14 protein-coding genes are annotated in these 13,137 nt (G+C 59.5%); 5 read left to right on the forward strand and 9 right to left on the reverse strand.

All coding sequences use genetic code 11. From position 1 onward, the window contains the following. Positions 1 to 26: 26 nt before the first annotated feature. The 6 genes from NKJ94_RS27785 to NKJ94_RS27810 all read right to left on the reverse strand — a co-directional run bounded on the left by NKJ94_RS27785 (position 27) and on the right by NKJ94_RS27810 (position 5,682). Complete coding sequence (locus NKJ94_RS27785; RefSeq protein ID WP_352529649.1) at positions 27 to 758, reverse strand: amino acid ABC transporter ATP-binding protein; 732 nt, start codon at positions 756 to 758, stop codon at positions 27 to 29. Further along, positions 755 to 1,411, reverse strand: coding sequence for an amino acid ABC transporter permease (locus tag NKJ94_RS27790; protein WP_352529651.1), 657 nt, complete (start codon positions 1,409 to 1,411; stop codon positions 755 to 757). Before NKJ94_RS27790 ends, NKJ94_RS27785 begins: the two co-directional genes overlap by 4 nt. A 113-nt stretch (positions 1,412 to 1,524) precedes the next feature. Continuing rightward, the gene (locus NKJ94_RS27795; protein WP_352529653.1) at positions 1,525 to 2,271 is read right to left on the reverse strand and encodes a substrate-binding periplasmic protein; all 747 of its coding nucleotides are present in this window, start codon (positions 2,269 to 2,271) and stop codon (positions 1,525 to 1,527) included. Between the two features lie 168 nt (positions 2,272 to 2,439). Continuing rightward, positions 2,440 to 3,690 (reverse strand): threonine synthase, encoded by a 1,251-nt coding sequence (locus tag NKJ94_RS27800; protein WP_352529655.1) that lies wholly within the window; start codon positions 3,688 to 3,690, stop codon positions 2,440 to 2,442. A gap of 35 nt (positions 3,691 to 3,725) precedes the next feature. Next, positions 3,726 to 4,919, reverse strand: a complete 1,194-nt coding sequence (locus NKJ94_RS27805) for a M24 family metallopeptidase (protein ID WP_352529657.1) — start codon at positions 4,917 to 4,919, stop codon at positions 3,726 to 3,728. Next, positions 4,909 to 5,682, reverse strand: coding sequence for an IclR family transcriptional regulator (locus NKJ94_RS27810; RefSeq protein WP_352529659.1), 774 nt, complete (start codon positions 5,680 to 5,682; stop codon positions 4,909 to 4,911). The genes NKJ94_RS27805 and NKJ94_RS27810 overlap by 11 nt, the downstream gene beginning before the upstream one ends. Before the next feature lie 146 nt (positions 5,683 to 5,828). On the opposite strand from NKJ94_RS27810, the gene NKJ94_RS27815 reads away from it, so the two are divergent. Further along, a complete protein-coding gene (locus NKJ94_RS27815) occupies positions 5,829 to 6,107 on the forward strand; it encodes a helix-turn-helix domain-containing protein (RefSeq protein ID WP_352529661.1) in 279 nt (92 codons plus the stop codon). A gap of 28 nt (positions 6,108 to 6,135) precedes the next feature. Here the strand turns inward: NKJ94_RS27815 and NKJ94_RS27820 are convergent, their stop codons facing one another. Next, the gene (locus tag NKJ94_RS27820) at positions 6,136 to 6,351 is read right to left on the reverse strand and encodes a helix-turn-helix domain-containing protein (RefSeq protein ID WP_023679380.1); all 216 of its coding nucleotides are present in this window, start codon (positions 6,349 to 6,351) and stop codon (positions 6,136 to 6,138) included. 128 nt (positions 6,352 to 6,479) lie between these two features. On the opposite strand from NKJ94_RS27820, the gene NKJ94_RS27825 reads away from it, so the two are divergent. Continuing rightward, positions 6,480 to 7,133, forward strand: a complete 654-nt coding sequence (locus NKJ94_RS27825) for a helix-turn-helix transcriptional regulator (RefSeq protein ID WP_352529663.1) — start codon at positions 6,480 to 6,482, stop codon at positions 7,131 to 7,133. 168 nt (positions 7,134 to 7,301) lie between these two features. After that, positions 7,302 to 8,018, forward strand: a complete 717-nt coding sequence (locus NKJ94_RS27830; RefSeq protein ID WP_352529665.1) for an acyl-homoserine-lactone synthase — start codon at positions 7,302 to 7,304, stop codon at positions 8,016 to 8,018. 67 nt (positions 8,019 to 8,085) lie between these two features. Here NKJ94_RS27830 and NKJ94_RS27835 read toward each other — a convergent pair whose 3' ends face one another. Further along, positions 8,086 to 8,559 carry an Lrp/AsnC family transcriptional regulator gene (locus NKJ94_RS27835; RefSeq protein WP_352529667.1) on the reverse strand — a complete coding sequence of 158 codons (474 nt, stop codon included), beginning with the start codon at positions 8,557 to 8,559 and terminating at the stop codon, positions 8,086 to 8,088. Positions 8,560 to 8,688: 129 nt separating this feature from the next. On the opposite strand from NKJ94_RS27835, the gene NKJ94_RS27840 reads away from it, so the two are divergent. Together NKJ94_RS27840 and NKJ94_RS27845 are read left to right on the forward strand one after the other, a co-directional pair. After that, positions 8,689 to 11,079, forward strand: a complete 2,391-nt coding sequence (locus NKJ94_RS27840) for a thiamine pyrophosphate-binding protein (protein WP_352529669.1) — start codon at positions 8,689 to 8,691, stop codon at positions 11,077 to 11,079. Positions 11,080 to 11,399: 320 nt separating this feature from the next. Then, positions 11,400 to 11,855 carry a Ros/MucR family transcriptional regulator gene (locus tag NKJ94_RS27845; RefSeq protein WP_352529671.1) on the forward strand — a complete coding sequence of 152 codons (456 nt, stop codon included), beginning with the start codon at positions 11,400 to 11,402 and terminating at the stop codon, positions 11,853 to 11,855. Between the two features lie 343 nt (positions 11,856 to 12,198). Here the strand turns inward: NKJ94_RS27845 and NKJ94_RS27850 are convergent, their stop codons facing one another. Then, the gene (locus tag NKJ94_RS27850) at positions 12,199 to 12,453 is read right to left on the reverse strand and encodes a DUF982 domain-containing protein (protein ID WP_352529719.1); all 255 of its coding nucleotides are present in this window, start codon (positions 12,451 to 12,453) and stop codon (positions 12,199 to 12,201) included. Positions 12,454 to 13,137: the final 684 nt, after the last annotated feature.

The raw sequence follows: 13,137 nt of genomic DNA on the forward strand, positions 1-13,137 counted from the left end.
CGCGACAAGGCAGCACCGGCCAAGAGTCAGACGGGGTACATCACCCGGTGAAGAAAATCCTTTGTGCGTTCGTGCTTCGGGTGTCGAAGGAGCTCCTTGGCCGGACCTTGCTCGACGATCCGGCCGCCGTCGAGAAAGAGGACACTATCGGAAACCTCCCGGGCGAACTGAATTTCATGCGTAACGACGAGCATGGTCATGTTCTCGTCTGCGAGCGCGCGCATTACCTGCAGGACCTCGCCGACCATTTCCGGATCAAGTGCGGAGGTCGGCTCGTCGAAAAGGATGGCCTGTGGGCGCATCGCCAGGGCGCGGGCGATGGCCACGCGCTGCTGCTGGCCGCCTGACAAGGACGCGGGATAGGCATTCGTCTTGTCGGCCAAGCCGACGCGGTTGAGCAGTGCCATTGCCCGCTCGCGGACCTGTTTCCTATTTTCCTTCAGCACGTATAGGGGCCCTTCCATGACATTTTCCAGGGCGGTGCGGTGCGGAAACAGGTTGAAGCGTTGGAAGACCATTGAGACGCGGGTGCAGATGGTATGAACCTGGGGCGAGGCGGCATCCACCACGGTGCCATCGATACTGATGCGACCGCGCTGATAGTTTTCAAGCCCGTTCACACAACGCAGAAGCGTCGATTTGCCGGAACCCGACGGCCCAATCAAACACACGACCTGTCCCTTGACGATCTCGGCGTTGATCCCCTTGAGAACCTCGTGGACCCCGAAGGACTTGTGCACGTCGTCGAAGATGATCATCCTGCCGCCCCAAGATAGATTTCCACTTTACGCATAAGCAGATTCAGCGGAACCGTCAGGCACAGATAGAGCAGTGCCACCAGGGTAAATACTGTCATGTTGTCGAATGTGGAGGACGCAAGCATCTTGCCCTGCATGGTCAGCTCTTGAACCGAAATCACCGACACAAGCGAGGAGTCCTTTAGCAGCATGACCATATTGTTGGCGTAAGGTGGCAGGATAATCTTGAATGCCTGCGGCAGCACAACGCGACGCATCATCAACGGGCGCTTCATCCCGATCGATTTTGCCGCTTCGATCTGACCCTTATCGACCGCCTCGATGCCAGCCCGGAAAGTTTCCCCGAGATAGCAGGAGTGAGCCAGCCCCAGCCCGATCGTGCCAGCCTGAAGGGCAGTCAGGTTGATGCCGATATCGGGCGCGACAAAGTAAATATAGAAGAGAACGACGAGGAGCGGTATGCCGCGCACGAAGTCGACAAGGAGCCGTGTCGGCACTGCGAGAGAGCGAATCCCAGACGTTCTGAACAACGCCCAGACAAGACCGAGCGCGGTCGCAAGGCACAGCGCAAAAAGGGTTATCATGACGGTCAGCCAAACGCCGTTAAGAAGAAGCGGCAGATATTCCGTTGCGTGCGCGATGAATTTGGTCATGGCCGGCTGTTATTCCTCTTGGCACGTACCCTGGCCGACAAAGCCGGTCATTCCGACGCGATCCTATGGTCCTGCCAGCCGGCGCGCGTTTCGCGGTCCATGCGCGATGGCCTTCAGAGACCATATTTGGCAAATATTCTCCTGAGTTCGCCACTTTCTTTCAACTTCGCGATGGAAGCGTTCACCTTTTCGAGAAGCAGTGGGTTTTCCTTGGCAACCGCCAACGCGACCTCGCCTTTTTTCATCGGCTGATAGCCGTCGACGAGGCGAACACCCAGTTCGGGATTCTTTGACAGCTGGTACGCGACGATTGGGGCGTCACCAAAGCCGGCCTTGATGCGACCCAGGACCACATCACGCATCATATCAGCGATCGAGTCGTAGAGTTTGACTTGGCCGAATACGCCAAGACCTTCCAGAGCGTCAGCGTAGGTTGAGCCGATCTGCGCGCCGACAGTTTCACCCCTGAGCTCTTCGAGTGTGTAGTTTTTGCTGTCACCGGCAGCAACAAACATTGCCTCGCCGTAGGCGTAAACCGGCGTGCTGAAATCAATGACCTGCTTGCGCTTGTCCGTTATGAACATACTGGCGGAGATCAGATTGATTTTGTCGGTCGTCAATGCCGGGATAAGGGCGGGAAAGGCGTTTATTTGAAAATCGGCGGTCGTACCAAGGCTCGCGGCAATCGCACTTGCCAGATCGACCATCGCGCCTGTCGGCTTTTGGGTTGCGGTGTCGACAAACGTGAACGGCACCCCGGTTGGAGTAACGCCGACTCTGAGCGTTTCCTCGGCCATTGTCTGCGTTGCCATTCCGATACCGATAGCTGCAAGCCAGCCGATGAGCGTTTTGTGAAGCATGAACATTCCCCTTACATCATGTTTGAATCGAGGTTCCGCTCGCTAAGCGGGTTGAATTTTTTTGCCTCTCCTGGATAGCTTTTAGGAAGTCGCAATACCGTCCAATGGTGGACGAGATCATCAATCGATCAGAAATCGCATCCGTTCATGATCGTCTCTATCTTCTCTTCAGGACATCTTGGTCGCGCGTCTTTCATGAGAGGGCGTGAAATAGTCACGGCCCTCGGCAAGGTATTCCCACGCTTCGGCAACTGACTGAAATGATGGTTGTGCTTTGTCCGGACCGGTCGAACGGTCCAAGTCCTTGAGGCCACTCGCTGTCACGATGGCGACGACGCTGTCCGACCGCGCGATGGTGCCTTCTCGTCTCAAGGATTCGATAGCTGCAAATGGCGTCACGGAGGCAAGCTCGGCAAAAACGCCCTCGGTGGCCGCAAGCTGCTGCTGCATCGCTACCAGGCCGAAATTGCCGACCGGCATTGCCATGCCGCCAGATTCACGCAGGGCGTTGAGCGCCTGAAACGTGCTTCGTGTGGTGCCGATCGAGATGGCAAGCGTGTCGAAGCTTGCGGGAACTTCGGCAACCAGATCTCCCTTGCCGGCAAGCGCTCTGGCCAAAGATCCATGCACTTCCGCCGCCACGAGTCTCGGCAACCGATCGATCTTGCCTTGGCTAAGAAGATCCTTAAATCCAGCCCACAGCCCGGCAAGCGCGTCCCCATAGCAAACAGGCAAGGCGCACCAGTCCGGCACGGCACCGTGCATCTGGTCGACGATTTCGTAAGCCAGGGTCTTGTAGCCCTCGATCCCGACAGGATGACTGCCGACCACGGGGCTGTGAAACGGCGACGTTGCAAACCATCCGAGGCGCTCGGTACCAGCGGCAAGCAATGGCCAACGATGCGACTTGTCGGCCAGAGGCACGACCTTCGCGCCGTATTTGCGGATTTGTGCCAGCATGGCGCCGGCAGTGCCGGAGAATGTGACAACGACGCATTTCAAGCCCGCCCGTGCAGCGTAAGCGGCAAGTGAGGCCCCGGCGTTCCCGGACGAGGCCGTCGCCACGACATGTGCGCCGCTCAAACGTGCCATCGACACCGCTACGGTCGAGAAGCGGTCCTTGTGGGACCACGTAGGATTTCCGCCCTCATCCTTGATAAGAAGGTTGGGGACGCCGAGTTGCTTTCCCAGCGTCTCGGCACTTAACAGCGGCGTCAGCCCCTCGCCCAAAGAGATTGCATCGCTGAGCGCACAAGGAAGCATGTCGGCATAGCGCCAGAGCGAGGGCAGCGCGGCACCCGTTGCGGAAGAGGCCGATGTATCTCCTGATGGATCATAGACAACCTTAAGATTGGCGGGCGCCTCCGCACTACATTTCGGGCAGCCGCGTGAGTCGATCTTCATATCGATCCGGAACAAGGCGCCGCATCGAATGCAGGAAAGTCCAACCGCGCTCATGACGGCACCCGGGTGATTGGGCCTTGCGTCTCCGTCAGCCGCTCCACTCCGTCATGGCGAACAACCACCATGTCCTCCACTTGGAGTCCCCAGCGGCCGATTTCGTAGTAGGGCGTCTCCACGCACAGCACCATTCCTTCTTCAAGGACGTCTGTACTGCGCGGCGAGAGCGTTGGCGCGTCATAACCGTCAAGGCCGATGCCATGACCGACGTGATCGCGCTTGTAGTGAGCAATTCCTTCGCGCTGAACGACACCCACCACCGCCTCGAAGAGCTGTGCCGCTGCCATGCCCGGCCGGATAATGTCGCAGGCATGCTGAACTCCGCGCAGTAGCGCTTGCTGAAGCCGATGCGCCTGCGGCGGCGGATCGCCCAGCGTGGCGATGCGGGCAATGTCGGCGCGGTAGTGCCGAAACCGGCCCCCGACGTCGAAGCGGATGATTTCTCCAGCACGCAACTTGCGGTCAGAAGGCTGGACGTTCATGAGCGCGCTACGCTCGCCAAAGCCGATGCATCCCAATACGGGCAGGGCGCCTTCCTCAACCGTTTTGACATGAAAAGCGCGCGCCACGTCTGCTTCGGTAGCACCTTCTTGAGCAACCGCGAGCGCTGCTTCAATGGAGCGTTCGGCAATTTTGGCAACTTGGCCAAGCCGTTCGATTTCATCTGTCGTCTTTACTGCACGAACCTCGCGAAGCAACGCCGTGGCTGGTACCCACGACGCATTGGGAAAATGGGCTTTGAGAGCTTCGTGATATCCTGGCGCGAGTCCCGCCTCGTCAATGCCGATCCGCCCACGGGCGAGCTGGGCTTCGTCCAATGCGGCAACCAAAGCCGCGATTGCATCGCTATGTCTCGGCAGCGCCCGAAGCTGGAGGTGTTGTCTATTCGCGCGATCCGCGGCGGTCGTCGGACCGACATCGGCATAAAAGTCGCCATAGCGCCGCACCTTGCTTACCCAGAGTTCCTGATCAGCAACGAGGTCGAGGGTACTAGTGTTGGCGATGATTTCAGGCGTGCCTTTGTCAGGAGCCGGCCACACCACATAGGCCTGCGGACCACGACGGATCCATTGCGGCAGAGCCCAGAAGCCGCTCATATAGGTCACGTTTTCCGGCGCCGTCGCTATAACTGCATCAAGCCCGGCTGCCGTCATGCATCGTTTCAGGCGCGCTTCGTTAAGCAGCATGATGGGAATCCCGAGCCTGTTTTGCTTCCACAAAGCCGAGGCCGGCGGAAATGCGCGCCGCAGCCGCCATTACTGCCTCTCCAATCTCAGCGATCTCCACATGCGGTCCCACTGACCGGGGGTAGGCCACACTTATCGCGGCGATGATTGTGCCTGATGCATCGCGAAGCGGTGCGCCGACCGCAATCAGCCCGGTAAAGTTCTCGTCCAGGGATGTTGTGTAACCGATGGGCTCGGATGCTCTGATTTGAGCAACGAGCTTGTGCGGATCCGTGACGGTGCGTACGGCAACCTGCTCCAGTGGACCTCGTCCAAGAATCCCAATGACCGCCTCGCCGCTCAGCTCCATCAGGAGTGCCTTGCCCAACGCGGTGGAGTGCAAGGGGAAGGTCTCGCCAGGTGAAGAACGAATGACGACCGGACTCTTGCTTTGCACTGTCAGGAGATAAATTCCGCAGCTGCCCCGCCTGATACCGAGGAATGCGTTGAAGCAACCTTCGGCAGCCAGCGCCTGCAGTTCTATTTCAGCCAAACCAACCAGGCGGTCTCTACCCAAGACCTTCCGCGCGAGCGCCAGAACAGAGTGTCCAAGGCGGTAGCGCCGCGAGTCTGGCGACTGCTCGACATAGCCCTGCTCTGCCAGAGTGTTCAGAATTCGCTGCACGGCGGGAGCACTTTGCTCAAGCCTGCGCGCGAGTTCGCGCACCCCGACCGCCTCGTCCGCTTCCTTGAGGAGATTGAGAACCGCAAGGCCACGTTCCAATGAAAGATTTCCTGTCACCGGCGTTCCTTATTTCGGAATGGTGTTCCTTAATATGATCAGAAAAGCAGCAATGGCCGTGCCTGTCAACAACGAATGTGCACTATAGTGTGTCGTCCTAAAGTGTGCCCAGCGACGACCATGCCGTCATGGACCTACGGGTGGTTGTCGGCCTCAACGTACAGAGGATTCGGCGCGCACAGGCCCTCTCTCAAGAGGAACTGTCGTTCCGTTCAGGATTCACGCGCGCCTATCTGAGTGGTCTCGAGGCCGGCCGTCGCAATCCCACACTCCTGTCGCTCGCAAAGCTTGCCACCGCATTGAGCGTCGACATCGAGGAGCTGACGAAACGGCCCGGCAAAAACGCCCGAGCCCCAGCTGGAGATTGTACTGTGGCGCCGCGTGGGCGGCGCAAGGGAAAATCCTGATACTCTCGGCGGCCTGCTAGCCGGTGCATTATGGCGAGTTTCGACGGATGAGCTGCTCCACGTCAACTTGCAATGCCAACGCCAGTACCTCCAGCGTATCGACGGTCGGTGAGTTTTCCTCCCGCTCGAGCTTGCCGACATAGTTGCGATCAAGGCCGGCAAGGTCCGCGAGCTGCTCCTGCGACAGGCCGGTGCCCTGGCGAAGCAACCTCAGATTGCGAGCAAAAACTGACCTCAGCCTCATGCGGCGAGGCAGTCAGAACGCGCCCTTTAGTGCCACCTACTATAGTAGTCAAACGTCATGCCGCAGGTTGCGGTCGAACCTAAGTTATTTATTGTTTTCTTTGTCTCAGTACATTGAAAGGACGTACAATGGCGGCGGTTCACGGGAGCGTCTTACAGGATCAGCTAATACAAATCTTTGAAGCAACCGCGCAGATTGACCGTGCAACCAGCGCCGCCGAGATCATTCGGCAACTGCGCAAGAGCATCGAACGTCACGGCTACGCAGCCTGTCTCGTCACCGAATTGCCACGCCAGGACACCGGATCGCTGGATGGACACATCCTTGTCAACGGTTGGCCGCAGGAATGGTACGACCGCTACATGGCTGCCGGACACTATCGCCATGATCCTTGCGTTGCTTTGTGCCGAGGTGGGATCGGGCCGTTTCTTTGGAGGGATGCCCATCACGGCTTGACGAACAGCAATGCCAGGAAGGTGATGGGTGAGGCGAGAGAGTTTGGGCTTTGCGACGGGATCTGCATCCCAATCCAGGATGCGTTTGGCGATCCCGCCTGTGTAACGGTTGCTGGAAGCGAAATTGATTTGGCGCCGGCGGTGCGCTGCACCATCCATGCCCTTGCGCGCCATGCCTACTCAGCTGCCGAACGACTCGTTGGCAGCTCGCGCAGGCGGCCGAGACAAAAGCTTTCCCAACGAGAACGTGAAATCCTGCAGTGGGTCGCGGGAGGAAAGACCGCGTGGGAGGTTTCGCGAATACTTGGCACTCGGAAAACACCGTGACTACCCACCTGCGCAACATCAAGCAGAAGCTCAGCAGCGCCAACGTCGTGCACGCGATCGTCGAGGCTTTCCGCAGGCACGAAATCGAGTTTTGATCCATCCTCAGATCTGGGTATTTCACGGGCAATCGTCGCGTGGTCGGATGGGGTTCCATCGCGAGGAACCGCAATGATTCAGGTCCATGTCGTCGACGCGTCAAACAGCTTTGCCTATCAAGAGGAGCTCGACAGTTATTTTCGCCTGCGACATGAAATCTATGTCGATGAACGTGGGTGGCACGAACTGAGGCGCCCCGACCGGCGCGAGATCGACTCGTTTGACACTTCGGACGCGGTTCATTTGCTCGGCATCCAGCCAGGGAGAGGTGTCGTTGCCGGATCGCGTTTGGTGCCGAGCCTCCGCCCACATCTGATGAGCGAAATCTTTCCGCAACTCGCCGATGATGGCGTTCCGCGGCGACCGAATGTCTTTGAATGGACCAGGTTCTTCGTGGCGCGTGATCTTCGTGAGCCGGGCCGACCTTGCCACGCAGCCGGCGTGATCTACTGCGGAATTTTGGAATTCTGTATTCAGCGACATATCAGCAATCTGACAATCGTGTGTGAGGACTACTGGTTCGACCGCCTCGCATCGATTGGCTGGAGTCCAAAGCAGCTTGGGCCTTCGCTCAAACGCGATGATATGACAATGATTGGCCTGATGGTTGATGTCGGCCCCTCAGCCTTGATGGCGACGCGACAATTCTACCGGATAACGGAGCCAGTGCTTTGGACCGAAAGTGCAATCAAGCAGCTGGCCTCGCCGGACACCATCCGCGGGGGCGCAGCCATCTCTATCGGCCAAAACTTTGATCAAGGTTCCACAGCGCCACTCGCGACCGGCTGAAATCATGCTCTCCCAGAACGTGCGGCGACCATGGAATTGTAGTGAATGACCTGCGCACGCGCAAACGTCATGGTTCGACCGGCAGCCGGTTCGATCGCTTGATCTGCGCAAGCGCGAAGCTGGATTCGATGGAGGCTACGCCGTCCAGCCGGGTCAGCTTTTCCTTCAGGAAGCGCTCATAGGCGTGCAGGTCGCGCACTACCACACGCAGCAGATAGTCGCGCTGGCCAGTCATCAGATAGCAATCGACCACCTCCGGCCAGCGCGCGATTGCCGCGTTGAACCGCTTCAGCTCGTTCTCGCGCTGGCGCTCCAGCTTGATTGAGGCAAACACCGAGATCGGCAAATCGACCATGTCCTGATCGATCAGGGCGGCATAGCCGGTGATCACGCCCATATCCTCCATCAGGCGGACCCGGCGGGCGCAGGGCGAGGCCGAAAGGCCGACTTGCTCGGCAAGCTGCTGCGCCGTCATCCTGCCGTCGGCCTGCAGCGCAGCAATGATCTTTCGGTCGATATCGTCCAGTCGGCTTTTTGGCACGAAACGTCACTCCTGTCGTCGATGTTGGCGAAAGCAGCTAATGTAGCTGCCAAGTTCATGCAAGTTTAGCGACAATCAGCTTTTGGTCAGCTCTATGATTGCGGCGATCGAAATCGGGAGTCTTGCGGCATGGACAAACAAGAGCTGGAGGCACTTTCGACGCTGGAGAAAAAGGTGCTCTGGCTGTCGGCATGGATGATCCACAACGCCAATCATCTGCGCGAAAGCACCGACGGCCTGAAGGTCGGCGGGCACCAGGCATCCTCGGCCTCGCTGGTGACGATCATGACCGCGCTCTATTTCTCGGTGCTGAGGCCACACGACCGCGTTGCGGTGAAGCCGCATGCCTCGCCGGTATTCCACGCCATCCAGTATCTCCTTGGGAACCAGACGAGGGAGAAGCTCGAACAGTTTCGCGCCCTCGGTGGCGCGCAAAGCTATCCGTCGCGGACCAAGGACGTCGACGACGTCGATTTCTCGACCGGCTCCGTAGGGCTCGGCGTCGCGCAGACGCTGTTTGCCTCGCTTGTGCAGGATTATCTCAGCGCCCGCGACGAAAGCATGCCCGAGGGCCGGATGGTGGCGCTGATCGGCGACGCCGAGATGGACGAAGGCAACATCTTCGAGGCGCTTTTGGAAGGGTGGAAACACGGCCTGCGCAACTGCTGGTGGATCGTCGACTACAACCGACAGAGCCTCGATGCCGTGGTTCGCGAAGGCCTTTGGGAACGCTTCGAAAACATTTTCCGGAATTTCGGCTGGGACGTCGTGATCCTGAAATACGGCTCGCTGCTCGAAGCCTCCTTCACCGAACCGGGCGGCGAGGCGCTAAAGGCCTGGATCGACGCCTGCCCGAACCAGCTCTATTCGGCGCTGACCTATCAGGGCGCCTCCGCTTGGCGCAAGCGCCTGATCGCCGACATCGGTGACAAGCCGGGCCTGCAATCGCTTCTCGACCGGCGCTCCGATGCCGAGCTCGCCGCGCTGATGACCAATCTCGGCGGCCACGACCTACCATGCCTGATCGAGAGCTTCGAGACGGCACGCGGCAACGATCGGCCGACGTGCTTCATCGCATACACGATCAAGGGCTTCGGCCTGCCGCTCGCCGGCCATAAGGACAACCACGCCGGCCTGATGACCAAGGATCAGATGGCGGCCCTTCGCGCCTCGATGTCGGTCGGCGACGGGCGGGAGTGGAACGCCTTCGAGGGATTGGCTGTTGGCGATTTGGAGCTGCAACGATTCCTCGATGCCGTTCCGTTCGCGGCAAAGGGCCAGCGGCGCCGGCACGCCCAGCGCATCGTGATCCCTGATCGTCTCGTCGCGGAGGCCAAAGGCAGCGTCTCCACCCAGGTCGGCTTCGGCAGAATTCTGGACGAGATTGCGCGGGCCGGCGGGCCGCTTGCCGATGTCATCGTCACGACATCGCCCGATGTCACGGTTTCGACCAATCTCGGCCCCTGGGTCAACCGGCGCGGCCTGTTCGCGCGTCAGTCACTCGCGGACACTTTCCGCAGCGAACGCATCGCCTCGGCGCAGAAATGGGAATTCGGCACCTCCGGCCAGCACATCGAACTGGGCATCGCCGAGAACAATCTGTTCATCCTGCTGTCGGCGCTCGGGCTGTCGCATTCGATCTTCGGCAAACGGCTGCTGCCGATCGGCACGCTCTACGATCCGTTCATCCAGCGCGGCCTCGATGCGCTCAACTATGCCTGCTACCAGGATGCGCGCTTCCTCCTTGTCGCCACGCCGTCCGGGGTCACACTGGCACCGGAAGGCGGCGCGCATCAGTCGATCGCCACCCAGCTGATCGGCATGGCGCAGGACGGACTTGCCGCCTACGAGCCGGCCTTCGTCGACGAGTTGAGCGTCATCATGCGCTTTGCGCTGGATTATATGCAGCGCGACGGCGACGCCGTGCAGTCGGAGCGCACCTGGCTGGGCGACGAGACCGGCGGCTCGGTCTATCTGCGACTCTCGACGCGCCCGGTCGAGCAAATCATTCGTCCCATGACGCCACAGCTCGAGCAGGACATTGTCGATGGCGGCTATTGGCTGCGGCGTCCGGGTCCGAATGCCGAAGTGATCGTTGCCTACACCGGCACCGTCGCGCCGGAAGCCATCGAGGCGGTCGGCATGATGGCGGAGGACCGTCGCGACGTCGGTCTTCTGGCCGTGACTTCGGCCGACCGATTGAACGCAGGCTGGACAGCGGCAAGTCGCGCGCGCGAACGCGGCCTCGTCCATGCAAGGAGCCATATTGAAAGGCTGTTTGCCGATCTCCCAGCGCATTGCGCGATCGTCTCCGTCACCGACGGTCATCCGGCGGCGCTCGGCTGGCTGGGCTCGGTGTACGGCCACCGCACGCGCAGTCTCGGTGTCGAGCACTTTGGCCAGTCGGGGACGATCGGTGACCTTTACCGCCACTTCGGCATCGACGCCAATTCCATCGCCACAGCCGCCGACCGCATTGCTGATGGCCGCCCCATCCGCTACCTACACGCGCTGGATTGATGCTGTGAGTCGCCGTCCGGGATCGTCGGCGTAGCCAGCCCATCCCGTCCGCGGCGAAGCGAGGGTAACTCGCCATCTTGAAAGTCTACGCGGAGTCTGAACTGCGCCCACTCTCGAAGCGCACGGCAATGCCCGTGCGTGATGTACTTGGGGTCGACCGTTGAGAGCGGGCCGACCGATCTCCTTTTTTTGCTTAGCCAGGCGTCAGTACACCGTAGCCGGCGCTTGGAGTAATCCGGCGTCAAATAATCGTTGTTTGCAATTGCGCAAGCCGAATTTTCCAAATAGGAACGCCGGAGGTCAACAAGGGAATGATTTTGATGGACGAAGCAATTGGGCAAAGAAATGCTGATCTGCTAGCGATGACAGCAGATATCGTCGCCGCCTATGTCCAAAGCAACGCAACGCCCGTGGCGGATCTGCCGAATTTGATCGCGAGCGTTAATTCTGCGTTGTCTGGCCTGGCCAAGCTGGTCGCTGCGCCATCGCCAATACTTACGCCCGCGGTAAATCCTAAGAAGTCGATCTTTCCCGAATACATTATAAGCCTTGAGAACGGGCGCAAGTTCAAGTCGATGAAGCGCCACCTGGGCTTGCTTGGCATGACACCTGATGAGTACAGAGCCAAGTGGGGTTTGGCGTGGGACTATCCTATGGTAGCGCCCAGCTATGCGGCTCAGCGGTCTGCGCTTGCCAAAGCTGCCGGTCTCGGCCGCAAGGCGGTTGCCAAAACGCCGCCAAAGAAAGCACCAGCAAAGCGCAAGGCCAAAGCCTGACAGTGCACGACGTCCGGGCCATGCCATCAGGTCTGGATGGCTAGATGGCCTGGCTGGGAATGAGTTGCCTGGCTTCGCGGTTCAGTAAGCGCCGCTCTCGCCACAACACAAGCTTCAGCACGGCTTGCGTCTTCACGTCCTCGCATCCTGGCGGGGGCAGGAGAGGTCGATCAATGTGCGATCGACAAGTCGAGCGGATATATCGTCGCCCTCGACAGACAATCAAATCATATCGATAAAATCGCACCACATCGATACATCACGCTCTGCTCGAAGCCACAAAGCAACTGAATCCAGCAGCGCTCCGTGCTTCAAGGGCATGGGCATACGGGTGCTGGGTAAGCTAAATTTCTTCCCCGAGCAATATCCTGGCCTCCTTGGCAGCAGCGATGAACGCCTGGCGCGCTATCCTTGGTGGTTTTTCTCCACGGATTACGGCAAGGCATGCTTCGATTGCGGCGAGCCGCGACTTGCCCTCCGGCCTCGGCCAATCCCTCAGCAGAACTTCGGCCGCGTCGGATACCGACGTAACAACTCTGTCGCGATCGATCCGGCCGGGTTGAACGACGACGGGCTTTCTGAAACGTCTCGTACGCACGACAGCCTCCAAGAACAAAACATCTTAGCTTCTGCTGATCCTTTGCGCCACATCAAACGTCCGCAAGTAACAGAAGGCATCCGCTTAGCCCAGAAGCTGCCGCCGCGATGGACGCTGGCCAGTGCTTCAGCATGTCGGGCTTGGCCCGACTTTCGAAGAGCGCATCGCCAAGAGCGGCTTTACCCAATAAATGGTCCACAAATACCCAGAAGGGGTCAAAGGTAGCCTTTGGCCGAGGTCGGTTCTGAATCGAAGCCGGCTTACACCTATCACGAAGTGAACGGCAGTTTTTGCGCTTCAATGTCGGCCGCAGAGGCGGTCTTGCCTCCGCCCGAAGCAGACATTGCAGCTGACCATGCTGAAGGTCGCGCTCGCGCCACCAGCCGACCTCAGCACCTCTAGGCGCGAACGTCTGGTGTAATGCCCGAAGCGCGCGTTCGTAGGGCATCTCGCTGTTACATCGCGGTGACAAAAGCACCGTCACGGTGGCGTCAACCGGTTACACAGGGCAAGAAATATCTCCGGCCTTCTGGGGAGTGGCGTGTCAGCGTCCCCAGAGGCTGCGTGGGCGTGTCGTCGGTTGGCTGTTAGGGCGGCGACTGGAACGCTCCACGCCTCGCAAGCGGGATGGCGAAATCTCGTGAAGGCAAGGTCAAGCTGCGTTCTCCGTTCTGTATCGGCGAC

The sequence above is a fragment of the Mesorhizobium sp. M0060 genome, from assembly GCF_040323155.1.
In the GTDB taxonomy this organism is placed as follows: Bacteria; Pseudomonadota; Alphaproteobacteria; order Rhizobiales; family Rhizobiaceae; genus Mesorhizobium.

Coding starts and splice junctions, on each gene's coding strand:
- NKJ94_RS27785 (WP_352529649.1), bottom strand. CDS start 758: ATGATCATCTTCGACGACGTGCACAAGTCCTTCGGGGTCCACGAGGTT.
- NKJ94_RS27790 (WP_352529651.1), bottom strand. CDS start 1,411: ATGACCAAATTCATCGCGCACGCAACGGAATATCTGCCGCTTCTTCTT.
- NKJ94_RS27795 (WP_352529653.1), bottom strand. CDS start 2,271: ATGCTTCACAAAACGCTCATCGGCTGGCTTGCAGCTATCGGTATCGGA.
- NKJ94_RS27805 (WP_352529657.1), bottom strand. CDS start 4,919: ATGCTGCTTAACGAAGCGCGCCTGAAACGATGCATGACGGCAGCCGGG.
- NKJ94_RS27815 (WP_352529661.1), top strand. CDS start 5,829: ATGGACCTACGGGTGGTTGTCGGCCTCAACGTACAGAGGATTCGGCGC.
- NKJ94_RS27820 (WP_023679380.1), bottom strand. CDS start 6,351: ATGAGGCTGAGGTCAGTTTTTGCTCGCAATCTGAGGTTGCTTCGCCAG.
- NKJ94_RS27825 (WP_352529663.1), top strand. CDS start 6,480: ATGGCGGCGGTTCACGGGAGCGTCTTACAGGATCAGCTAATACAAATC.
- NKJ94_RS27830 (WP_352529665.1), top strand. CDS start 7,302: ATGATTCAGGTCCATGTCGTCGACGCGTCAAACAGCTTTGCCTATCAA.
- NKJ94_RS27840 (WP_352529669.1), top strand. CDS start 8,689: ATGGACAAACAAGAGCTGGAGGCACTTTCGACGCTGGAGAAAAAGGTG.
- NKJ94_RS27845 (WP_352529671.1), top strand. CDS start 11,400: ATGGACGAAGCAATTGGGCAAAGAAATGCTGATCTGCTAGCGATGACA.